The organism is Pantoea sp. SS70 (assembly GCF_029866845.1).
In the GTDB taxonomy this organism is placed as follows: Bacteria; Pseudomonadota; Gammaproteobacteria; order Enterobacterales; family Enterobacteriaceae; genus Pantoea; species Pantoea leporis.
Map to the genome: position 1 here is coordinate 508,430 of NZ_CP117199.1, position 20,171 is coordinate 528,600.

Consider the following 20,171-nt stretch of genomic DNA (forward strand, 5'->3'; position numbering starts at 1 on the left):
CACCAGGAAAGCTTCCAGTGGAATTCCAACTTATCGGGAAAGCGAACTCAGGTCAAATAGCCAGCTTTAATGCGGGTAATCGCCGTTCTTGTCACTTAACTAAATGATTAATAAGGCTTTGTTGCGTAAATTTATGTCAATATCCCGCTGCGCATTCCCCCAGGAAGTGTGAGCCGTCTCACTGTGACCCAGCCCTCTAATATCCAAACAATGCTGGCAGAAAGGGTTATAACAGCATTTAATGCTGTTAGGGGCAGTTGATACACAGCATGTATCTGTTTTTCTTATGGCGTTATATTTGAATCAAAATGGCGCTGCCATTAGTAAAATTAATCACGCAAAGCATGCGTAGAAAGTCATTTAAATTGAATGGGTATGCAATAAAGAGGTGCAACCATCAGGATGAATGGCTGCCAGGGTGCTGATTAGCACCGGATGTTGAGGAAAGGTTCGCAAAAGCGCGGCCCTCCAGATTATTCAGTTGGCAGAATTAGTCAAGCGCTTTGCGCATATAGAAGGGAACGTCGGCGAAATCACGCTGCGATGCACCATTACAGGGCATAACCTGCGTGATATGGCCGGGTGAAGCGGGGCAGCGCAGCGATAATTACGCTATCATGAGCCAGATTTCGTTCAGGGAGCTCGTAATGAAACAGATTCGTCTTTTAGCGCAGTACTACGTTGATTTGATGGTCAAACTCGGCCTGGTGCGCTTTTCGCTGCTGTTAGCCTCAGCGCTGGTGGTGCTGGCGATGGTGGTACAGATGGCCGTCACCATGGTATTGCGCGGGCATGTGGAGAGCATCGACGTCGTCCGCTCCATCTTCTTCGGTCTGTTGATTACGCCCTGGGCGGTCTATTTCCTCTCAGTGGTGGTCGATCAGCTGGAAGAGTCGCGCCAGCGCCTGTCGAAACTGGTGGATAAGCTGGAAGAGATGCGTACGCGCGATCTCGAGCTGAACCAGCAGATGAAAGAGACCATCACCCAGCTTAATCAGGAAATTAACGACCGTATTAAAGCCGAGCAGGCGCGCGAGCAGGTGATGGATAAGCTGCGCGAAGAGATGGCACGACGCGAGCAGGCGCAAATTGAGTTGGAACAGCAATCCTCCTTCCTGCGCTCCTTCCTTGATGCGTCACCGGATTTGGTGTTCTACCGCAACATTGATAAGCAGTTCTCCGGCTGTAATCGCGCCATGGAACTGCTAACCGGCATGAGCGAAAAGCAGCTGATTGGCCTGACACCCCGCGATATCTACGATGACGAAGCCGCGACCAAAGTGCTGGAAACCGATGAGAAGGTGTTCCGCCACAATGTGTCGCTGACCTACGAACAGTGGCTGCAATATCCCGACGGGCGCAAAGCCTGTTTCGAAATCCGTAAAGTGCCCTATTACGACCGCGTCGGCAAACGCAGTGGCCTGATGGGCTTTGGCCGCGATATTACCGAGCGTAAGCGCTATCAGGACGCGCTGGAGAACGCCAGCCGTGAGAAGACCACCTTTATTTCGACTATCAGCCATGAGCTGCGTACGCCGCTGAATGGCATCGTCGGGCTGAGCCGCATCCTGCTGGATACCGATCTCAATCAGGAGCAGCTGAAGTACCTCAAAACCATCCACGTGTCGGCCATCACGCTGGGCAACATCTTCAATGATGTAATTGAAGTGGACAAAATCGAACGCCGCAAAGTGCAGCTGGATAATCAGCCGCTGGATTTCACCGGTTTCCTCGCCGATCTGGAAAACCTCTCCGGTCTGCTGGCGCAGCCAAAAGGGCTGAAATTTGTCATGGCGCCAGAGCTGCCGCTGCCCCATAAAATTTCGGCGGATGGCACGCGTCTGCGTCAGATTCTGTGGAACCTGATCGGCAATGCCGTGAAATTTACTCAGCAGGGCGAGATTGTGGTGCGCGTTGCCTATCGTCAGGATGAAACGCTGCACTTTGAAGTGCAGGATTCCGGCATGGGCATTCCGCAGGAAGAGCAGGATAAGATCTTCGCCATGTATTACCAGGTGAAAGATCAGCACGGCGGCAAGCCGGCAACGGGCACCGGCATCGGTTTAGCGGTCTCGCGTCGTTTAGCCCAAGCGATGGGCGGCGATATCAGCGTGAGTAGCGTCGCGGGGCAAGGTTCCTGCTTCACCGTGGAGATCAACGCGCCACGCGTCGCTGAGGAAGTGGAAGACGACAATCTGGATGACAGTATGCCGTTGCCGGCGCTGCACGTATTACTGGTGGAAGATATTGAACTCAACGTGATTGTTGCGCGTTCGGTACTGGAGAAGCTGGGTTGCAGCGTCGAAGTCGCGATGACCGGTACGGACGCGCTGGCGATGTTTGATCCGCAGGAGTTCGATCTGGTGCTGCTCGATATTCAGCTTCCGGATATGACGGGCCTCGACGTGTCACGTGCCATCCATCAGCATTACGCAGATGTGGCGCTGCCGCCGCTGGTGGCATTGACCGCCAATGTGCTGAAAGACAAAAAAGAGTATCTCGATGCCGGCATGGATGATGTGTTGAGCAAACCGCTTGCTGTGCCAGCGCTTACGGCGGTGATCAAGAAGTTCTGGGATTATCAGCCGGAGCTGGAAGAGATCGCCACCGAATCATCAGACGCGCAGTCGCGCACGCTGTTAGATGTGGCGATGCTGGAGCAATACATTGAACTGGTTGGCCCAGGATTGATTACCCAAAGCCTGACCATGTTTGAGCAGATGATGCCGGGCTACCTCGAGGTGCTGGATTCCAACATGATGGCGCGCGATCAAAAAGGCATTGCTGAAGAAGGGCACAAGATCAAAGGTGCGGCAGGTTCGGTTGGCTTACTGCATATACAGCAGTTGGCGAAGCAGATTCAGTCGCCGGAATTGCCAGCGTGGTGGGACAACGTGCAAGAGTGGGTCGATGAGTTAAAACAAGAGTGGCTGAAAGACGTGAACGTGTTACGTGAATGGGTAGCGGAGCGGGAAAAATTACAGGACGTTAGAAAAAAATGACCCCAGTCGAAACTGGGGTGCGCGAATACTGCGCCAACACCAGGGAAATGGGCACTGCTGCTATTATTAGAAATCGAATAAGAAAGCAGCAGTTCGGTATTGGTTAACGCTTCCAAATCACCTTAACAAATTCGCCAATGCTTGCGACAAGATTCATTAAATTGTGTGATGTTGAGCAGCGATTAAATACAGAAAACATTAATTTGCTGACACAGTCAAGCAAGGAATTAATTTCTTTGCCATATTGCACCTTTTTTGACCAATTGTTCTGCTTTTTGCCTGGTTTTGCTTCAGTCGTTAGCAGGAAAAGCCTGACACGAGCATGGAAAATGTGATTCTGACAAAAAATTGAAGTTAAGTTAGATTAACGTGCTGATATTGATGAATAAAGTAAGGTTTTTTGACGGCTTATCCAAAACGTTTTGGAAACCTTAAACGGAAAGTTCCAGTTTATAGTTTATTGAATGATGTAAACCAATTGTGCGGTAAATCGCTTTACCATTATTGAGGCCCAATGCAGGCAGGATCATACAGATTTGGTCGCATTTTTCAGATTGGTCTCTGTAATCAATGAACAAGTTCGAACATCATAAAAAATTATAGTTAAGCTTCATGAAAGCTTTTGCGTGAGCGATATCACATTCAGTTAAGTGTTCATGCACGCAGCGCCTGGTGCATTTAACATCATGGAACCGATTCCTTTTTGGCGGAAGTGCTTGATGTGATTGGCTCTAATAGAGGAACGTTGATTGCGCAGGCAACAATTTCACTGACGTTTTTGCCAATCAGAGGATAAAATTTAGTGGTTAATCGTTGGTGTTAGCTATTGTGACTTGGGTGATTGATTAATACAGGGAACAGGTAAGAGAAAATTGCATGAGCAAGAGTAAAGGGACGCTGGGAAAACGTATTAAAGTACTGATTGCTAAAGTGCTGCTGGCCTGGCTCGGCATCTGGTTAGCGGGCATTCTGCTGTTTGCTTTTTTACCGGTACCGTTTTCGGCGGTAATGGTGGAGCGGCAAATCGGTGCCTGGTTTACAGGGCGTTTTGATTATGTGGCGCACTCGGATTGGGTCGGCATGGATGAGATCTCGCCGTGGATGGCTTTAGCGGTTATCGCTTCTGAAGATCAAAAGTTTCCCGAGCATTGGGGCTTTGATGTTGATGCCATTCAATCAGTGCTGGATAACGATGGCAATGAACGCATGCGCGGAGCTTCAACCTTGTCTCAGCAGACGGCGAAAAACCTGTTTCTATGGGATGGCCGCAGCTGGGTGCGTAAAGGGCTGGAAGCGGGACTCACGGTTGGAATCGAAACCGTGTGGACCAAGCGGCGCATCTTGACGGTTTATCTCAATATTGCAGAATTTGGCGATGGCGTATTTGGCGTGGAAGAGGCCTCACAGCGCTATTTCCATAAACCCGCCAGCCGCCTGACGATGTCTGAAGCCGCATTACTGGCGGCGGTTCTACCCAATCCGATCCGCTTCCGTGCCGATGCGCCTTCAGGCTACACGCGACAGCGCCAGCAGTGGATTATGCGGCAGATGCGCCAGTTAGGCGGCGAAGGTTTCCTGAATCGCTACAAGCTGCATTGAAAGGCTTAATCTTCGTCAAAGCCCGCTTCAAACAGTTCGATGACCGCTGCCAGCGCCTGCTCTTCCTGCGGGCCGCTGGCTTCGATTTCAATATGACCGCCTTTCGCTGAGTCGAGCATCAGCAACGCAATCACGCTGCTGGCTTCCGCTTCGGTGCCCGATTCGTTACGCAGCAACACTTCAGCATCAAAACTCTGCACCAGCTCGAACAGCTTCATCGCTGGGCGCGCGTGCATGCCCAGCTTATTACGAATTTCGACGGTTTGCTTCACGGTCATGATTTGCGTTTTTCCAGAGTGCGATGACGAGACTGCACGTTTTTACCGCGTGAACGGAAATAATCGGCCAGTTGTTCCGCGATATACACCGAACGATGCTTACCGCCGGTACAGCCAATGGCGACGGTAAGATAGCTGCGGTTATTGGTTTCCAGCATCGGCAGCCACAGTTCCAGATAGCTGCGCGTTTGATAGATAAAGTTGTGCACTTCGGTGTGACGATCGAGGAAGGCGGCCACCGGGCGATCCAGACCGGTCATCGGACGCAGCTTGGGATCCCAGTGCGGGTTCGGCAGGAAGCGCACATCGAAAACATAATCGGCGTCGATCGGAATGCCGTGTTTGAAGCCGAATGACTCAAACACCATGGTCAGTTCACGCTCGCGCTTGCCCAGCAAGCGGGTACGCAGCATCTCTGCCAATTCATGAACCGACATCTCAGACGTATCGATAATCAGATCGGCGCGTGAGCGCAGTGGCTCCAGCAGATCGTTCTCTTCATCAATAGCACTCTCCAGTGACAAGTTTTTGCTGGAGAGCGGATGCAGGCGACGCGTATCGCTGTAGCGGCGAATCAACGTGTTGCGATCGGTATCAAGAAACAGCAGCTGCGGCGAAAAGGCATCGGGCAGATTGTTGAGCGCCGCTTCAAAGACTTCCGGTGATTCCGGCATGTTACGCACATCAATGCTGACTGCCGCAGAAATATTGCGTTCGGTTAAGGTATTCGCCAGCTCCGGTAGCAAGACCACCGGCAAGTTGTCGACACAGTAAAAACCCATATCTTCGAGGGCACGCAGCGCGACTGATTTTCCTGAGCCTGACCGACCGCTAACGATCATCAGCACCATCACATTTCTCCCGTTTTAAACCGGCGAATACGCCGGTAAAAGTGTTTTTCGCTTAAGAGTGTGCTTCCTGAGCTTCTGTGATAATGGCGTAGAGCTCTTGGTCGCTCTGTGCCGCGCGCAAACGACGACAGACGGTTTTATCTGCGAGGCGTTTGGCAACCAGCGAAAGCGTGTGTAAGTGGGTTTTACACTGGTCCGCGGGTACCAGCAGGGCAAACAGCAGGTCAACCGGCTGATTATCTACCGCATCAAAAGCGATAGGCTGATCGAGGCTAATAAACACGCCGACAGCGCGTAAGGTGTCCTCTTCCAGCTTGCCATGTGGAATGGCGATGCCGTTACCAATACCGGTACTGCCCATGCGTTCGCGGGTCAGGATGGCTTCGAAAAGCGTCTGGTGCGGCAGATTGAGCTGCTTCGCTGCCAGCTCGCTGATAATCTCCAGCGCGCGTTTTTTACTCTGGCAGTGTACGCCGCTACGGGTACAGTCCAGTGAAAGGACCGAGCTCAATTCCAGTGTTAGATCGTTGTTCATCATCGTTTCACTTGCGAGTTCACATAGCCACGAGTTTCAGGCAATTGATTTTATTACCGTTCACCCGCTGGCGCTTGCGCAGATGACAAAACGGGGCGGTAAATTCCGCCCCATTTATGCTCTAAGTGCCGAATCAGTCAGCACTCTGCAAGCGTGAAGGTTAGTGTTTTTTCAGTTTGTCTTTGTGCTTGGTCAACTGACGGGAAAGCTTATCGATTAACCCGTCGATGGCCGCGTACATGTCTTCCGCTTCCGATGTGGCGTGCAGCTCTCCGCCGTTAACGTGCAATGTTGCATCCGCAACCTGCGTCACCTTCTCTACCTTCAGAACAATATAAACCTGATTGATACGATCAAAATAGTGTTCCAGTTTGGCAAATTTGGTATTTACAAATTCACGCAGAGGTTCGGTAATTTCAACATTAAGTCCGGTAAGGTTTAGCTGCATAGGTCTTCCTTCTTCGTTCGGTCAAACCAATTGCTTGCGCTGGTTTGATGGCGGTATAGATAAAGACTCGCGATATTTAGCAACCGTACGTCGCGCAACCATGATGCCCTGTTCGGATAACATGGAGGTCAGTTTGCTGTCGCTCAAGGGTTTTGCGGGGTTTTCCGCCGAGATTAATTTTTTCACTAATGCACGAATCGCCGTGGAAGAGGCTTCGCCGCCGCCTTCGGTGTTGACGTGACTGGAGAAAAAATACTTCAGTTCAAAGATGCCACGCGGGCTGTGTAAATACTTTTGCGTGGTCACGCGGGAAATGGTGGATTCATGCATATCAACAGCTTGGGCGATATCCGCCAACACCATTGGACGCATGTACTCCTCACCCTGCTCAAAAAACGCCTGCTGCTGCTCAACGATACAGCGTGTCACTTTCAGCAGCGTGTCGTTGCGGCTCTCCAGGCTCTTAATCAGCCACTTGGCTTCCTGTAAGTTGCTGCGAATAAACTGGTTATCGCTTTCATTACGGCCAGCTCCGCCCATCGCCGCATACTGCTGATTGATTTTCAGGCGCGGCATGCTGTCGGAATTGAGTTCAACCGTCCAGCGCTTGCTGATTTTGCGCACCAGAACATCGGGAATGACATATTCCGGTTCGCTGGTGTTAATTGACTGGCCTGGGCGCGGATCGAGTGACTGAATCAGCAGCATCGCCTCTTTCAGCACTTCTTCCTTCAGACGGGTTACGCGCATTAGGCTGCGGAAATCATGGTTGGCCAGCAGATCGAGATGTTCGCTAACAATCAGGCGTGCTTCCGCCAGCATGGGCGTGTCGGCAGCATATTGCGACAGCTGGACTAACAGGCAATCACGCAAATCACGTGCACCGACGCCAATCGGATCGAAACGCTGCACGCGCTTGAGCACGGCTTCGACTTCTTCCAGCGCCAACTCTTCATCACCAATACTGTCATAAATGTCTTGTAAGCTGACGGTGAGATAGCCGGTGTCATCAATGGCATCAACAATTGACGTGGCAATCGCGCGATCGGTATCAGTGAACGGCGTTAACTCAACCTGCCACATCAGGTAATCCTGCAGCGATTGGGTGGTTTCGCCTTGGTAGATCGGCAGTTCGTCATCCTGGTAATCGGTGCCGGTGCCTGACGGTGTGCCTGCGGTGTAGATTTCGTCCCAGGTAGCGTCGAGCGGAAGCTCTTCAGGCATATCTTTCTGCTCAAGCGCTTCGCGCGTGTCTAACGAATCACTTTCCTGATCCTGAAATTCACGTGCGTCAACTTCTTCGTGCAGTTCGGTTTGTTCAAGCAGCGGATTGCTTTCCAGCGCCAGTTGCAGTTCTTGCTGGAGTTCAAGCGTAGAGAGTTGCAGCAAGCGAATGGCTTGCTGCAACTGTGGAGTCATCGCCAGCTGTTGGCTGAGCCTGAGTTGCAAACCTTGCTTCATAATTCGGTAAGAATTTCCTAAGCAAACGTAGGGTGTTACAACACCTTATCAGAGTCTGAACTCTTCGCCCAAATAAACACGCTTAACTTGCTCATCTACAAGAATTTCATCAGGCGTGCCATGGGCAATTAAATGTCCCTGGCTGACGATATAAGCGCGTTCACACACCGCGAGGGTTTCACGCACGTTGTGGTCGGTAATCAGCACGCCAAGGCCGCTGTCACGCAGATGCTCAATGATTTTCTTGATGTCGATAACCGAGATCGGGTCAACACCGGCAAAAGGCTCATCCAGCAGGATGAATTTCGGATTAGCCGCCAGCGCGCGGGCAATTTCCACACGACGGCGTTCACCACCCGACAGCGCCTGGCCCATGCTGTCGCGCAGATGGCCAATATGGAACTCTTCCATCAGCTCGTTGGCCCGATCCTGACGCTGTTCTTCGGTTAAATCATCACGGATCTGCAGCACAGCCATCAGGTTGTCGTACACGCTCAGGCGACGGAAGATCGAGGCTTCCTGCGGCAGATAGCCGATGCCGCGACGCGCGCGCGCATGCAGCGGCAGAATGCTGATGTCTTCATCATCAATCACGATGCGGCCGGCATCGCGCGGCACAATGCCCACCACCATGTAGAAGGTGGTGGTTTTACCGGCACCGTTTGGGCCCAGCAGGCCGACAATCTCGCCGGATTTTACCTGCAGGCTAACATCTTCCACCACGCGGCGGCCTTTGTAGGCTTTCGCCAGGTTTTCAGCGATTAGTGTAGCCATAGCAATCAGTTACTCTTTTTAGGGCTCGCGGACGAACCGTTTTTGTCCTGCAGCTGCGACGGTACCAGAACGGTAGTCACGCGCTTGCTGTCGCCCTGGCTGAACGCCTGCATCTTCTGCTCTTTCACCAGGTAAGTGATGCGGTCGCCTTTGATGTTGCTGTCCTGCTGCTGAATGAAGGCATTGCCGGTCAGCTCAACAAAATCGTTCGCCAATTCATAGTGCAGTTTACTGGCGTGGCCTTGCACCGGCTTGCCGTTATCCTGCATCTGATAGAAGGTGGCTGGCGTGCCGTAAGCATCAACAATGGTTTTTTTGCTATCGCCGCCCGGACGAGTGACCACCACTTTATCGGCGGTAATCTTGATGGAACCCTGCGTCACAATTACGTTGCCGGTAAAGGTCGCAACGTTGCCCTGCAGATCCAGCGCCTGGTTAACGGAGTCGATATTTACCGGTTTGTCTGAGTCGCCGGTTAATGCCAGCGCAGGCAGGCTCGTTGCCAGCAGCGTACTCACCAGCAATAACTTAAGGCTATTTTTGTTCATTTTGAATTTCATAGGAAGTTTTGACCTTTTCAAGCAGCTCAGCATGTTTCGTCCGTAAATTGCCGCGCATTTTCATGCCAGTGGAATTAAAACTGCGGCCAAAAAGGGTGACTTGATCGTCAGATGTCACATCCTGGGTGACCAAATTAACCTGAGCGTTATCGGTAAGGATGCGCTCAAGCTGTGAATCCTGAGTCAAAGAATTGACAACAACGTTGCCGTAAAGATAAAGCATACGATCTTTGGTCAGCTTTGCCTTATCGGCGCGCACCGACCATGTCGCCACTTTATTAACGTCATAGGTGGTCATCACCGGATTATCGAACCAACTTATCTCATCGGCAGCAAAGTAGGTCACTTTATCGGAGACCAGCTTATAGCCCAGCGCGCCTGTGGGGTTATACACCACCGTGTTCGATTTCTCGCTGGTGTAGGTTGGCGCTTGATCGTTGGTTGCCACCGGCGTTCTGTCGTCATCCTGGTTGGTGAGATTCCAGCCGATCAGCACTAAGGCGATCAAGGCCAGGATCAGCGTCATCCAACGCCTGCTCTTACTCATATTGATTGCCCTTTGGCATCCTCAAATTTGTTCTGCGCCATCAAAATCAGATCGCACAACTCACGTACCGCACCGCGGCCACCGGCAATGCGGGTCACATAATGCGCGCGCGGCAGTAAAATCGGGTGAGCATCAGCAACGGCAACGCTCAACCCCGCCTGCGCCATTACCGGCCAGTCGATCAGGTCATCGCCAATATAGGCGACCTGATCGGCCGTTAATGACAGTTTATCCAGGAGTTCCCGCCAGGCCAAAAGCTTATCCGATTGTCCCTGGTAAAGATGCGTAATGCCGAGCGTCTTACAGCGATCTTCCAGCAATTTTGCTTTGCGGCCGGTAATAATAGCCACTTCGACGCCGGAGGTCAGCAGGCAACGCACGCCATAACCATCACGCACGTTAAAAGCTTTCAGCTCTTCACCGCTGTTGCCCATATAAATGACGCCATCGGACATCACGCCATCAACGTCACAAATCAGCAGGCGAATCTTCGCAGCACGCGCCATGACGTCCGCGCTCACCGGACCGTAGCAAGTCTCGACCATCGCCGTTTCAGCACTCATTATTTCTTCCTGTTAGACCACGCCAGCGCGCAGCATGTCATGCATATGTACCACACCGAGCAGGCGATCGTCATCGGCCACCAGCAGGGCGGTGATGTTTTTGTTTTGCATCAAATTAAGGGCGTCAACGGCCAGCATATTGGGGCGCACGCGAATGCCGCCGCTGGTCATCACTTCCTGAATGGTGGCTTTCTGGAAATCGATGCCCATATCAAACACGCGACGCAAGTCACCATCGGTGAAGATGCCTTCGATTTTCATTAGGTCATCGACGATCACCGTCAAACCGAGATTCTTACGGGTAATTTCCAGCAGCGCATCACGCATCGACGCATCACGGCTTACGTGCGGGATCTCATCGCCGCTGTGCATGATATCGCTAACGTGTAGCAGCAGTTTGCGGCCCAGCGCACCGCCGGGATGCGACAGCGCAAAATCTTCCTGGGTAAATCCGCGCGCTTCCAATAACGCCACGGCCAGCGCATCGCCCATCACTAAAGTCGCGGTGGTGCTGGTGGTTGGTGCCAGGCCGAGCGGACAAGCCTCCTGCGGCACTTTCACGCACAGATGCACATCTGCAGCGCGGCCCATCGCGCTCTCAGGACGGCCGGTGATACAAATCAGCTGCACTTTCTGGCGCTTTAACACCGGCACCAACGCAAGAATTTCTCCGGATTCACCGCTGTTAGAAATCGCGATCACCACATCATTGGTGCTGACCATGCCGAGATCGCCGTGGCTGGCTTCGCCGGGATGCACAAAGAACGAAGGTGTACCGGTGCTGGCAAAAGTCGCGGCCATTTTTTTACCGATATGCCCGGATTTGCCCATGCCCATCACTACCACTTTGCCGCGGCAGGCAAAGATCATCGCGCAGGCGCGATCGAAATCATCATTGATATATTGATCAAGCTGCTCCAGCCCTTCGCGTTCGATGCGCAGCACCGCTTTGCCTGCTTGCTGAAAATCGAAATCCGGTTGCTGATGTGACATGGTCAGTCCGTCCTTAATAGCTTGTGATAAGCATGGGGCTCAGCCATAGCCACAGCACCCACGCGATAAAACCACCTAATAATAGTGTGCCTGCGATACGACCAATACGGCGTTTGCGCAGCAGGCAGAGCAGGGCGAACAGTACGCTCACTGCCAGCATCACCCAGTAATCACGTGCGAAGGCATGCGCATCAACGCTGCCGGGATGAATCAGCGCCGGCAGGCCGAGTACAATCGCCAGATTGAAAATATTGGCGCCGATCAGGTTACCGATCGCGATATCGTCCTCACCTTTCAGCGCGCCAGCCACCACGGTGGCCAGTTCGGGCAAGCTGGTGCCGACGGCGATCAGCGTCAGGCCCATCACCAGTTCGCTCACACCAAAGTAGTCGGCAAAGACGGTGGCGTTGTCGATCACCATACGCGTCGACATCGGCAAAATAATCAGTGCAACCGCCAGCCACAGAAAGGCCACGGTGTTGCCGGCCTCATCGCGCGGCAGCTCCGCCAGCTGTTCGCGGGTTAGCGTGTCGTTATTATCGCGTTCAGCCCGGCGAGCAATGCGAATTACCACCAGCAGATAACCCAATGCAATCAGCAGTAACGCGATGCCGTCGAGTCGACTTAAATAGTTATCAAACAGCATGATGCCGCAGAGCAGTGAGACTAGCAGCATTAATGGCAATTCGCGCCGAATCAGATTGGAGTGTACTGTCAATGGGTGGAGCAGTGCCGCGCCGCCCAGAATTAATAGAATATTGGTGATGTTCGAGCCCAACGCGGTGCCAACCGCTAAATCCATCTGCCCATGCTGTGCGGCCGAAAACGAGACGATCAATTCTGGTAATGATGTGCCAATGCTTACCACCGTCATACCAATGATCAGCGGTGGGATGCCAAAGGATCGACAGAGGATCGCGGCGCTAAATACCAAACGGTCGGCACCGTAAACCAGTAAAATCAATCCGATAAACAGCAAGGCAGAGGCTACGAACATTAAAAATCCTTGATGGATGGAGGTGTCGGCGAACCTTGTCCGACGGGTAAAAACATTCTGTACGCACTAACAGGCGCTGATTTTGACTGTCTGAGAGGCAAAAGTAAATTTTAAGGCCGTTTTCGCCACACTAAGTGGGTAAGTTTCTGTAAAACTATCGTGCATTCGAGGCTACCAGGCTACCATCCACAGCTTTGATAGCGCCCGATCCGCATAAAGAGGTAAAGATGATCCAGCAGCAAACGAATCTGGTTGAGGTTCGTGGCGTCAGTTTCACGCGCGGAGATCGTACTATCTTCGACGACATCTCGTTAACGGTACCTGCCGGTAAAGTCACCGCGATTATGGGCCCGTCCGGAATTGGCAAAACCACATTATTGCGTCTGATCGGTGGGCAATTACAGCCCGATAAAGGCGAGATTTGGTTCCGCGATCAAAATATCCCGACGCTTTCCCGCACCAAATTGTACGAAGCGCGTAAAAAAATGAGCATGCTGTTTCAGTCCGGCGCGCTGTTTACCGATCTCAACGTGTATGAAAACGTTGCCTGGCCGTTGCGTGAACATACGCAGCTGCCGCCAGAGCTGTTGCACAGCACCGTATTGATGAAGCTGGAAGCGGTGGGTTTGCGTGGAGCCGCTAAACTAATGCCTGCCGAACTTTCTGGCGGTATGGCCCGCCGTGCGGCGCTGGCGCGTGCTATCGCGCTGGAACCCGAACTGATCATGTTCGATGAGCCTTTTGTCGGCCAGGATCCGATTACCATGGGCGTGCTGGTGAAGTTAATTGACGAACTGAATCATGCCTTGGGCCTGACCTGCATCGTGGTTTCACACGATGTGCCTGAGGTCTTGAGCATTGCCGATCATGCCTATATTGTTGCCGGACAAAAAATCATTGCTCAGGGTAGCGCGCCGGAACTGCGGGAAAATCCCGATCCGCGTGTGCGCCAGTTTATCGAGGGTCATGCGGATGGTCCGGTGCCTTTCCGCTTTGCCGCTGGCGATTATCTCAGCGACTTGACCCGCTCAGGGAGAACGTAAACTGATGTTGTTACAGGCGCTAGCGTCATTTGGACGTCAGGGAATTAATACTTGTGCCGCTTTTGGCCGCGCAGGCCTCATGTTATTTCATGCGTTAGTCGGTAAGCCGGCGTTTCGTCGCCATGCGCCGCTGCTGGTGAAACAGCTATATAGCGTGGGCGTGTTATCGTTACTGATCATCGTGGTATCTGGCTTGTTTATTGGCATGGTGCTGGGTCTGCAAGGCTATCTGGTGCTCACCACTTACAATGCGGAAACCAGCCTTGGCATGCTGGTGGCGCTCTCGCTGCTGCGTGAGCTCGGTCCGGTCGTCACGGCGTTGCTGTTTGCAGGCCGTGCGGGTTCAGCGTTAACCGCTGAAATCGGGCTGATGAAAGCCACCGAACAGCTCTCCAGCATGGAGATGATGGCCGTCGATCCGCTACGTCGCGTGGTCTCACCGCGCTTCTGGGCCGGATTTATCAGCATGCCGTTGCTGGCGTTGATCTTTACCGCCGTTGGTATTGCCGGTGGCGCGCTGGTTGGCGTGAGCTGGAAAGGGATCGATCCCGGTTTCTTCTGGTCGGCGATGCAGAACGCGGTAGATTTCCGCACTGATGTCGTTAACTGCATGATCAAAAGCGCAGTCTTTGCCGTCACGGTAACCTGGATTGCGCTCTTTAACGGCTATGATGCCATCCCGACCTCGGAAGGGATCAGTCGTGCGACAACGCGTACCGTGGTGCATGCTTCACTGGCGGTACTCGGTTTGGATTTTGTGCTGACAGCACTGATGTTTGGGAATTGATGCAATGCAAAGCAAGAAAAACGAAATCTGGGTTGGCGTCTTCATGCTGGCTGCGCTGCTGGCGCTGTTATTCCTCGGCCTGCGCGTTGCCGATCTCAAAACTATCGGCACCGAACCAACGTGGAAGATGTATGCCACCTTCGATAATATCGGCGGACTGAAAGTCAGTTCTCCGGTGAAAATTGGCGGCGTGTTAATTGGCCGGGTGTCAGATATTGCGCTGGATGAGAAAACCCTCTCACCGCGAGTGACCATGGATATTAGCGATAAATACGCTGATAAAATTCCCGACACCAGCTCATTAGCCATCCGCACTCAAGGCCTGCTCGGTGAGCAGTTCCTGGCGCTGAATTTAGGTTTTGACGATCCCGAGCTTGGCTCTTCTATGCTGAAAGATGGCGGCACGCTGCGTGACACCAAGTCGGCGCTGGTGCTGGAAGACCTGATCGGTCAATTCCTCTATAAAAGCGGCGATAACAAATCTGACGATAAATCACAGGGTGCGCAGAGTGCACCGGCAGCACCTGCAACAACGGAATAACCTACGAGGTAAAACATGATGTTTAAACGTTTACTGATGATTGCCCTGTTGGCAATCGCACCGCTGGCAGCCAACGCCGCAGCGGATCAAACTAATCCTTACAAGCTGATGAACGAAGCGGCGGAAAAGACCTTCACCCGCCTGAAAAACGAACAGCCGAAGATTAAGCAGGATCCGAACTATCTGCGCGAAGTGGTACGTCAGGAACTGATGCCGTACGTACAGATAAAATATGCCGGTGCGTTGGTTCTTGGTCGCTATTATCGCGATGCGACACCGGCGCAACGTGATGCCTACTTTGCCGCGTTCGGTGATTATCTGGCACAGGCTTACGGCCAGGCGCTGGCGCTGTACAACGGTCAAACCTACCAGATTCAGCCGGAGCAGCCGATTGGCGATGCCAATATCGTGGCGATTCGCGTCACCATCATCGATCCTAATGGGCGCCCGCCTGTGCGTCTCGATTTCCAGTGGCGTAAGAACAGCCAAACCGGCAACTGGCAGGCGTATGATATGGTGGCCGAAGGCATCAGCATGATCACCACGAAACAGAATGAGTGGGGCGATCTGCTGCGTACCAAAGGCATTGATGGCTTGACGGCTCAGCTGAAAACCTATGCCGCACAGCCGATCACCCTGGATAAAAAGCAATAATGAGTGAACCGTTAAGCTGGCAGCGCACTGCCAGCACGCTGGCCTTAAGCGGCAAATTAGATCGTGATACTTTGCTGACCTTGTGGCAGGAACGTAACACTGCGGTGGCGGATATCACCACCATTGATGTCGCTGGGCTGGAAAGGGTGGATTCAGCGGGTTTAGCGCTATTGGTGCATCTGCGTGAAATTGCGCGTGCTCAAGGCAGCGCACCACTTTTCTCTGGGATCTCCGATAAACTCCAGTCATTGATCACGCTGTATAACCTGCAGCAGATTATTGTTTCTGCGGAAAAAATCGCCTGATCAAATGATGTCGATGCTAAGCCCCTGATTTTTTCAGGGGCTTTTGCGTATTTAAGAGTCAGACGCTTTCCTCTAAGATGTCTGCCTTATTATTATTAAGCGAAGTAACGAGCGATGGAAAATAGTGAAGTTCAGGCCGTGCTGATGCAGGCGCTGGCATTAGAAGAAGTACACGTACTTAGCAACGATGGCAGCCATTTTCAGGTCATCGCGGTGGGCGAAATGTTCGGCGAACTGAGCCGCGTGAAGAAGCAGCAGGCTGTGTACGCGCCGCTGATGGAATATATTGCGGATAACCGTATTCATGCGGTTTCCATCAAAACTTATACCCCAGCCGAGTGGGCGCGCGACCGTAAACTCAACGGTTTTTAAGTGCCTCACCGGTTGTTTTATTGATAGATAATTGAGAGCGGTGTTAATGGACAAATTTCGTGTGCAAGGCCCCACCCGTTTAAGTGGTGAAGTGACCATTTCCGGGGCGAAGAATGCTGCGTTGCCGATTCTGTTTGCTGCGCTGCTGGCTGAAGAGCCGGTAGAGATTCAGAACGTACCGAAGCTGCGTGATATCGATACCACCATGAAGCTGCTGAATCTGCTGGGTGCGCGCGTTGAGCGCAATGGTTCGGTCCACGTTGATGCTCGCGAAGTTAATGTTTTCAGTGCGCCATACGATTTAGTGAAAACCATGCGTGCTTCGATCTGGGCGCTGGGTCCGCTGGTGGCGCGTTTTGGTCAGGGCCAGGTTTCACTGCCGGGCGGCTGCGCTATCGGTGCACGCCCAGTCGATCTGCACATTACTGGTCTGGAACAGCTGGGTGCGGAAATTAAGCTGGAAGAGGGCTACGTTAAAGCTTCTGTCAATGGCCGTCTGAAGGGCGCGCATATCGTGATGGATAAAGTGTCTGTCGGCGCTACCGTTACCATCATGAGCGCGGCCACGCTGGCCACCGGCATCACCATCATTGAGAACGCCGCGCGTGAGCCGGAGATTGTCGATACGGCAAACTTCCTCAACACGCTGGGTGCGAAAATCACCGGCGCGGGCACAGACAAAATCACCATTGAAGGTGTTGAGCGTCTGGGCGGCGGCGTTTATCGTGTGCTGCCAGATCGTATCGAAACCGGTACTTTCCTGGTCGCAGCAGCGATTTCACGGGGCAAAGTTGTTTGCCACAACACGAAGCCAGATACGCTGGATGCCGTGTTGTCTAAATTGCGTGAGGCTGGTGCAGAGATCGAAGTGGGCGAAGATTGGATCAGCCTGGATATGCACGGCAAGCGTCCAAAAGCGGTGAATATCCGTACCGCGCCGCATCCTGGCTTCCCTACTGACATGCAGGCGCAGTTCACACTGTTGAACCTGGTGGCAGAAGGAACCGGTGTGATTACCGAAACCATCTTCGAAAACCGCTTTATGCATATCCCTGAGCTGATTCGTATGGGCGCGCACGCGGAAATCGAGAGCAACACAGCGATTTGTCATGGCGTAGAAACCTTGTCGGGCGCGCAGGTGATGGCCACCGATTTGCGTGCATCAGCGAGTCTGGTGCTGGCGGGTTGTATCGCGGAAGGCACCACGATAGTGGATCGTATCTATCACATCGACCGTGGCTACGAGCACATCGAAGATAAGTTGAAAGCGATGGGTGCAAATATCGAGCGCGTAAGCGGCGAATAATTTCTGCTTCGTAGATCAAAAAAACCAGTCACGGCAACGCGGCTGGTTTTTTTTCATTAGTATTACAGTCAGATCTTTTTACGATCCTTCGGCGATCGTATGCACTTCTTGCGATCCAATAACTGGCCGGTAACAGGATCGTAATATCGGCTTGGCCAGATGTCTGCCGGATGAACCTTGATCGCATTGGCGATTAGCCACTCACCTTTGGGCCAGGGACGCGACAGCGCATTGGCCAGCGTTGAGGAGCTGAGCCCTGATTCGCGTGACAGCGCTGCCAGTGATGTGCCTTTCTTACGTAATGCAGCAATGATATCTGCCGGGTGCCAATCCGCTTTCCTTGTGTACATAACTCTCTTCTCCATGTCCGTGTTATTACTTCATCTCCGCTGTAAAAAGGCGCTCCCGTGGCAGAGATATCTGGAAAAAACCCGCGTTTTTATAGCAAATGTTTCCCGTAATTTTCCAGTAAATGTTTGGCTGGCGCACGAAACTGCGTCGCTTTTCGCAAAAGCGATGCAAGAGATGTAAGTAAAAAGGGAGAAGAGTGAGGAAGGAAACGGGGCTAGAGAAGGCCCCGTTGAAATCAGAAATCGCGCTGTACTGACATGTGCGCCAGCGCTTCGAGGGCGCTGCGCCACGGGCTTTCGGGTAATACCTGCAGGGCTGCGATGGCTTTATCTGCCTCTTCTTCAGCGCGTTTGCGCGTCCACTCCAGCGAGCCAGTCTGTTGCATCGCTGCCAGCACCGGTTCCAGCAGATGACGACCGTTACCTTCTTCAATGGCTTTACGGATCATCTGCGCCTGCTCAAGCGTCCCGTTGTGCATCGCGTGCAGCAATGGCAGCGTCGGTTTACCTTCGCTCAGGTCATCACCGGTATTTTTGCCCAGCGTTTCGCCATCTGCGCTGTAATCCAGCAAATCATCAATTAACTGGAAAGCGGTGCCAAGGTAGCGACCATAATCCTGTAACGCCTTTTCCTGCGCGGGCGTCGCCTCAGCTAAAATCGCCGACGCTTGCGAAGCAGCTTCGAACAGGCGAGCGGTTTTGCTGTAGATCACCCGCATGTAGCTCTCTTCAGTGATATCGGGATCGTTGCAGTTCATTAACTGCAGCACTTCTCCTTCGGCGATCACGTTGACCGCTTCCGACATCAGCGCAAGGATCTTTAAGGATCCCATGCTGGTCATCATCTGGAATGAGCGCGTATAGATAAAATCGCCCACCAGCACGCTTGCCGCATTACCGAACGCGGCGTTAGCGGTGGCTTTGCCACGGCGCATATCGGATTCATCCACCACATCATCGTGCAGCAGCGTCGCCGTATGGATAAATTCGATCAGCGCCGCATTAGTGATGTGCAACGATCCCTGATAATTCAGCGCGCGTGCCGACAGCACAGCGATCATCGGACGGATGCGTTTGCCCCCGCCGCTGATGATGTAATAGCCCAACTGGTTAATCAGTGAGACTTCTGAATTCAGCTGCTCGAGGATGGTCTGGTTGACGGCCGCCATGTCCTGCGCGGTTAATTCATTAATCTGTTCTAAGTTCATTCGTCTTTTCAGCTTTACTCGTTTTTTGCATGGTAAGCGCTTTACACAGCGTGAGTTCAGGTAATCTGTTACTGATTGTACTTGAAAAATCGGGTTGCGAAACGTTTGCATTCGCCTTGCGCTTTTTTTCTGCAAGAGAGTGCAAAGTGCTCTTGTCTTCTGCTGGAGTATTGCGTAGAATTCGCGCCCTATTGTGAATATTTATCGCGCCGCCTGATGAATAGAAAGGCACGCGCAGAAGCGGAGTTTTATATGTACGCGGTTTTCCAAAGTGGTGGTAAACAACACCGAGTAAGCGAAGGTCAGACCGTTCGCCTGGAAAAGCTGGACATCGCAACCGGTGAAACCATTGAGTTTGACCAGGTTCTGATGATCGCAAATGGCGAAGACGTGAAAATCGGCGCGCCACTGGTTTCAGGCGGTGTGATCAAGGCAGAAGTTGTTGCTCACGGTCGTGGCGAGAAAATTAAAATCGTTAAGTTTCGTCGTCGTAAACACTACCGTAAGCAAGCTGGTCACCGTCAGTGGTTCACAGATGTGAAAATCACTGTGATCGGCGCGTAAGAGGAGATCTGACAAATGGCACATAAGAAGGCTGGTGGCTCGACCCGTAACGGTCGCGACTCCAACGCAAAACGTCTGGGTGTAAAACGTTTCGGTGGCGAATCTGTTCTGGCAGGTAGCATCATCGTTCGTCAGCGTGGCACCAAATTCCACGCAGGTAGCAACGTAGGTTGTGGTCGTGACCACACCCTGTTTGCCACCGCAGACGGCAAAGTAAAATTCGAGATTAAAGGCCCGAACAACCGTAAATATATCAGCATCGTTGCTGAGTAAGGTTGTCGTGCTGCAGACGTCTAACGTCTGAATACACGAATGAAAGGCCCCGCAGCTTTGCGGGGCTTTTTACATTCTGCTACTGAGCTTGCTGGATAACAGTTACGCTTTAGCACAGTTGTTGTACAATTTATGTACTCCTGGCTTTGCCAGTCTTGTA

At 52.5% G+C, this 20,171-nt stretch carries 24 protein-coding genes; 11 read left to right on the top strand and 13 right to left on the bottom strand.

All coding sequences use genetic code 11. The features are described from left to right. Window positions 1-647 precede the first annotated feature (647 nt). Both arcB and mtgA read left to right on the top strand, forming a co-directional pair. On the top strand, window positions 648-3,002 hold the full coding sequence (gene arcB / locus PO881_RS02245; RefSeq protein ID WP_192412546.1) for an aerobic respiration two-component sensor histidine kinase ArcB: 2,355 nt from the start codon (window positions 648-650) through the stop codon (window positions 3,000-3,002). An 876-nt stretch (window positions 3,003-3,878) separates the two neighbouring features. Continuing rightward, the gene (mtgA, locus tag PO881_RS02250; protein ID WP_110868084.1) at window positions 3,879-4,601 is read left to right on the top strand and encodes a monofunctional biosynthetic peptidoglycan transglycosylase; all 723 of its coding nucleotides are present in this window, start codon (window positions 3,879-3,881) and stop codon (window positions 4,599-4,601) included. 5 nt (window positions 4,602-4,606) lie between these two features. Here the strand turns inward: mtgA and npr are convergent, their stop codons facing one another. From npr to PO881_RS02305, 11 genes are all read right to left on the bottom strand, one after another. Next, window positions 4,607-4,879 carry a PTS phosphocarrier protein NPr gene (npr, locus tag PO881_RS02255; RefSeq protein WP_008104379.1) on the bottom strand — a complete coding sequence of 91 codons (273 nt, stop codon included), beginning with the start codon at window positions 4,877-4,879 and terminating at the stop codon, window positions 4,607-4,609. Then, the gene (gene rapZ, locus PO881_RS02260; RefSeq protein ID WP_101762285.1) at window positions 4,876-5,730 is read right to left on the bottom strand and encodes an RNase adapter RapZ; all 855 of its coding nucleotides are present in this window, start codon (window positions 5,728-5,730) and stop codon (window positions 4,876-4,878) included. The genes npr and rapZ overlap by 4 nt, the downstream gene beginning before the upstream one ends. A gap of 52 nt (window positions 5,731-5,782) precedes the next feature. Beyond that, entirely contained in the window at window positions 5,783-6,265 is a 483-nt protein-coding gene (ptsN, locus tag PO881_RS02265; RefSeq protein ID WP_176970221.1) for a PTS IIA-like nitrogen regulatory protein PtsN, read from the bottom strand. A gap of 160 nt (window positions 6,266-6,425) precedes the next feature. Next, window positions 6,426-6,713: a ribosome hibernation promoting factor gene (gene hpf, locus PO881_RS02270; protein ID WP_101762283.1), complete on the bottom strand. Its 288-nt coding sequence runs from the start codon at window positions 6,711-6,713 to the stop codon at window positions 6,426-6,428. Window positions 6,714-6,734: 21 nt separating this feature from the next. Then, window positions 6,735-8,174, bottom strand: coding sequence for an RNA polymerase factor sigma-54 (gene rpoN / locus PO881_RS02275; RefSeq protein WP_101762282.1), 1,440 nt, complete (start codon window positions 8,172-8,174; stop codon window positions 6,735-6,737). Between the two features lie 48 nt (window positions 8,175-8,222). Then, window positions 8,223-8,948 carry an LPS export ABC transporter ATP-binding protein gene (gene lptB / locus PO881_RS02280; RefSeq protein ID WP_008104371.1) on the bottom strand — a complete coding sequence of 242 codons (726 nt, stop codon included), beginning with the start codon at window positions 8,946-8,948 and terminating at the stop codon, window positions 8,223-8,225. Between the two features lie 5 nt (window positions 8,949-8,953). Then, window positions 8,954-9,508, bottom strand: coding sequence for a lipopolysaccharide ABC transporter substrate-binding protein LptA (gene lptA / locus PO881_RS02285; RefSeq protein WP_036648348.1), 555 nt, complete (start codon window positions 9,506-9,508; stop codon window positions 8,954-8,956). Next, complete coding sequence (gene lptC, locus PO881_RS02290; protein ID WP_101762281.1) at window positions 9,483-10,055, bottom strand: LPS export ABC transporter periplasmic protein LptC; 573 nt, start codon at window positions 10,053-10,055, stop codon at window positions 9,483-9,485. The genes lptA and lptC overlap by 26 nt, the downstream gene beginning before the upstream one ends. After that, window positions 10,052-10,618: a 3-deoxy-manno-octulosonate-8-phosphatase KdsC gene (kdsC, locus tag PO881_RS02295; RefSeq protein WP_101762280.1), complete on the bottom strand. Its 567-nt coding sequence runs from the start codon at window positions 10,616-10,618 to the stop codon at window positions 10,052-10,054. The genes lptC and kdsC overlap by 4 nt, the downstream gene beginning before the upstream one ends. A gap of 12 nt (window positions 10,619-10,630) precedes the next feature. Continuing rightward, window positions 10,631-11,611: an arabinose-5-phosphate isomerase KdsD gene (gene kdsD, locus PO881_RS02300; RefSeq protein ID WP_110868082.1), complete on the bottom strand. Its 981-nt coding sequence runs from the start codon at window positions 11,609-11,611 to the stop codon at window positions 10,631-10,633. Between the two features lie 13 nt (window positions 11,612-11,624). Beyond that, entirely contained in the window at window positions 11,625-12,608 is a 984-nt protein-coding gene (locus PO881_RS02305) for a calcium/sodium antiporter (protein ID WP_137385046.1), read from the bottom strand. A gap of 227 nt (window positions 12,609-12,835) precedes the next feature. Between PO881_RS02305 and mlaF the strand changes: the two genes are divergently transcribed. The 7 genes from mlaF (at window position 12,836) to murA (ending at window position 17,616) form a co-directional block, all read left to right on the top strand. After that, window positions 12,836-13,651: a phospholipid ABC transporter ATP-binding protein MlaF gene (gene mlaF, locus PO881_RS02310; protein ID WP_008104360.1), complete on the top strand. Its 816-nt coding sequence runs from the start codon at window positions 12,836-12,838 to the stop codon at window positions 13,649-13,651. A 4-nt stretch (window positions 13,652-13,655) separates the two neighbouring features. Continuing rightward, window positions 13,656-14,438, top strand: a complete 783-nt coding sequence (gene mlaE, locus PO881_RS02315) for a lipid asymmetry maintenance ABC transporter permease subunit MlaE (protein ID WP_007886633.1) — start codon at window positions 13,656-13,658, stop codon at window positions 14,436-14,438. A gap of 4 nt (window positions 14,439-14,442) precedes the next feature. After that, window positions 14,443-14,979, top strand: a complete 537-nt coding sequence (mlaD, locus tag PO881_RS02320) for an outer membrane lipid asymmetry maintenance protein MlaD (protein ID WP_137385047.1) — start codon at window positions 14,443-14,445, stop codon at window positions 14,977-14,979. Window positions 14,980-14,997: 18 nt separating this feature from the next. Beyond that, complete coding sequence (gene mlaC, locus PO881_RS02325; RefSeq protein ID WP_101762276.1) at window positions 14,998-15,633, top strand: phospholipid-binding protein MlaC; 636 nt, start codon at window positions 14,998-15,000, stop codon at window positions 15,631-15,633. After that, on the top strand, window positions 15,633-15,938 hold the full coding sequence (mlaB, locus tag PO881_RS02330) for a lipid asymmetry maintenance protein MlaB (protein ID WP_277974441.1): 306 nt from the start codon (window positions 15,633-15,635) through the stop codon (window positions 15,936-15,938). The genes mlaC and mlaB overlap by 1 nt, the downstream gene beginning before the upstream one ends. Window positions 15,939-16,052: 114 nt before the next feature. Then, window positions 16,053-16,310, top strand: a complete 258-nt coding sequence (gene ibaG / locus PO881_RS02335) for a BolA family iron metabolism protein IbaG (RefSeq protein ID WP_008104351.1) — start codon at window positions 16,053-16,055, stop codon at window positions 16,308-16,310. Window positions 16,311-16,356: 46 nt separating this feature from the next. Next, entirely contained in the window at window positions 16,357-17,616 is a 1,260-nt protein-coding gene (gene murA, locus PO881_RS02340) for a UDP-N-acetylglucosamine 1-carboxyvinyltransferase (protein WP_110868080.1), read from the top strand. Window positions 17,617-17,684: 68 nt separating this feature from the next. On the opposite strand, the gene PO881_RS02345 is transcribed toward murA, so the two are convergent. Both PO881_RS02345 and ispB read right to left on the bottom strand, forming a co-directional pair. Continuing rightward, window positions 17,685-17,966, bottom strand: a complete 282-nt coding sequence (locus tag PO881_RS02345; protein WP_101762273.1) for a helix-turn-helix domain-containing protein — start codon at window positions 17,964-17,966, stop codon at window positions 17,685-17,687. A 236-nt stretch (window positions 17,967-18,202) separates the two neighbouring features. After that, window positions 18,203-19,174: an octaprenyl diphosphate synthase gene (gene ispB, locus PO881_RS02350; RefSeq protein ID WP_101762272.1), complete on the bottom strand. Its 972-nt coding sequence runs from the start codon at window positions 19,172-19,174 to the stop codon at window positions 18,203-18,205. Window positions 19,175-19,426: 252 nt separating this feature from the next. Here ispB and rplU point away from each other — a divergent pair, with 252 nt between their 5' ends. Then, window positions 19,427-19,738, top strand: coding sequence for a 50S ribosomal protein L21 (gene rplU, locus PO881_RS02355; RefSeq protein ID WP_007886644.1), 312 nt, complete (start codon window positions 19,427-19,429; stop codon window positions 19,736-19,738). A 15-nt stretch (window positions 19,739-19,753) separates the two neighbouring features. Beyond that, a complete protein-coding gene (gene rpmA / locus PO881_RS02360) occupies window positions 19,754-20,011 on the top strand; it encodes a 50S ribosomal protein L27 (protein WP_007886647.1) in 258 nt (85 codons plus the stop codon). Window positions 20,012-20,171 lie beyond the last annotated feature (160 nt).

Excerpts from the sequence above, each read along its gene's own strand:
- mtgA (WP_110868084.1), top strand. The coding sequence starts at position 3,879 with ATGAGCAAGAGTAAAGGGACGCTGGGAAAACGTATTAAAGTACTGATT.
- kdsD (WP_110868082.1), bottom strand. The coding sequence starts at position 11,611 with ATGTCACATCAGCAACCGGATTTCGATTTTCAGCAAGCAGGCAAAGCG.
- PO881_RS02305 (WP_137385046.1), bottom strand. The coding sequence starts at position 12,608 with ATGTTCGTAGCCTCTGCCTTGCTGTTTATCGGATTGATTTTACTGGTT.
- mlaD (WP_137385047.1), top strand. The coding sequence starts at position 14,443 with ATGCAAAGCAAGAAAAACGAAATCTGGGTTGGCGTCTTCATGCTGGCT.
- rapZ (WP_101762285.1), bottom strand. The coding sequence starts at position 5,730 with ATGGTGCTGATGATCGTTAGCGGTCGGTCAGGCTCAGGAAAATCAGTC.
- mlaB (WP_277974441.1), top strand. The coding sequence starts at position 15,633 with ATGAGTGAACCGTTAAGCTGGCAGCGCACTGCCAGCACGCTGGCCTTA.
- lptC (WP_101762281.1), bottom strand. The coding sequence starts at position 10,055 with ATGAGTAAGAGCAGGCGTTGGATGACGCTGATCCTGGCCTTGATCGCC.
- PO881_RS02345 (WP_101762273.1), bottom strand. The coding sequence starts at position 17,966 with ATGTACACAAGGAAAGCGGATTGGCACCCGGCAGATATCATTGCTGCA.
- hpf (WP_101762283.1), bottom strand. The coding sequence starts at position 6,713 with ATGCAGCTAAACCTTACCGGACTTAATGTTGAAATTACCGAACCTCTG.
- arcB (WP_192412546.1), top strand. The coding sequence starts at position 648 with ATGAAACAGATTCGTCTTTTAGCGCAGTACTACGTTGATTTGATGGTC.
- rplU (WP_007886644.1), top strand. The coding sequence starts at position 19,427 with ATGTACGCGGTTTTCCAAAGTGGTGGTAAACAACACCGAGTAAGCGAA.
- ibaG (WP_008104351.1), top strand. The coding sequence starts at position 16,053 with ATGGAAAATAGTGAAGTTCAGGCCGTGCTGATGCAGGCGCTGGCATTA.
- rpmA (WP_007886647.1), top strand. The coding sequence starts at position 19,754 with ATGGCACATAAGAAGGCTGGTGGCTCGACCCGTAACGGTCGCGACTCC.
- mlaF (WP_008104360.1), top strand. The coding sequence starts at position 12,836 with ATGATCCAGCAGCAAACGAATCTGGTTGAGGTTCGTGGCGTCAGTTTC.
- lptB (WP_008104371.1), bottom strand. The coding sequence starts at position 8,948 with ATGGCTACACTAATCGCTGAAAACCTGGCGAAAGCCTACAAAGGCCGC.
- ispB (WP_101762272.1), bottom strand. The coding sequence starts at position 19,174 with ATGAACTTAGAACAGATTAATGAATTAACCGCGCAGGACATGGCGGCC.
- rpoN (WP_101762282.1), bottom strand. The coding sequence starts at position 8,174 with ATGAAGCAAGGTTTGCAACTCAGGCTCAGCCAACAGCTGGCGATGACT.
- mlaC (WP_101762276.1), top strand. The coding sequence starts at position 14,998 with ATGTTTAAACGTTTACTGATGATTGCCCTGTTGGCAATCGCACCGCTG.
- mlaE (WP_007886633.1), top strand. The coding sequence starts at position 13,656 with ATGTTGTTACAGGCGCTAGCGTCATTTGGACGTCAGGGAATTAATACT.
- lptA (WP_036648348.1), bottom strand. The coding sequence starts at position 9,508 with ATGAAATTCAAAATGAACAAAAATAGCCTTAAGTTATTGCTGGTGAGT.
- npr (WP_008104379.1), bottom strand. The coding sequence starts at position 4,879 with ATGACCGTGAAGCAAACCGTCGAAATTCGTAATAAGCTGGGCATGCAC.
- kdsC (WP_101762280.1), bottom strand. The coding sequence starts at position 10,618 with ATGAGTGCTGAAACGGCGATGGTCGAGACTTGCTACGGTCCGGTGAGC.
- murA (WP_110868080.1), top strand. The coding sequence starts at position 16,357 with ATGGACAAATTTCGTGTGCAAGGCCCCACCCGTTTAAGTGGTGAAGTG.
- ptsN (WP_176970221.1), bottom strand. The coding sequence starts at position 6,265 with ATGAACAACGATCTAACACTGGAATTGAGCTCGGTCCTTTCACTGGAC.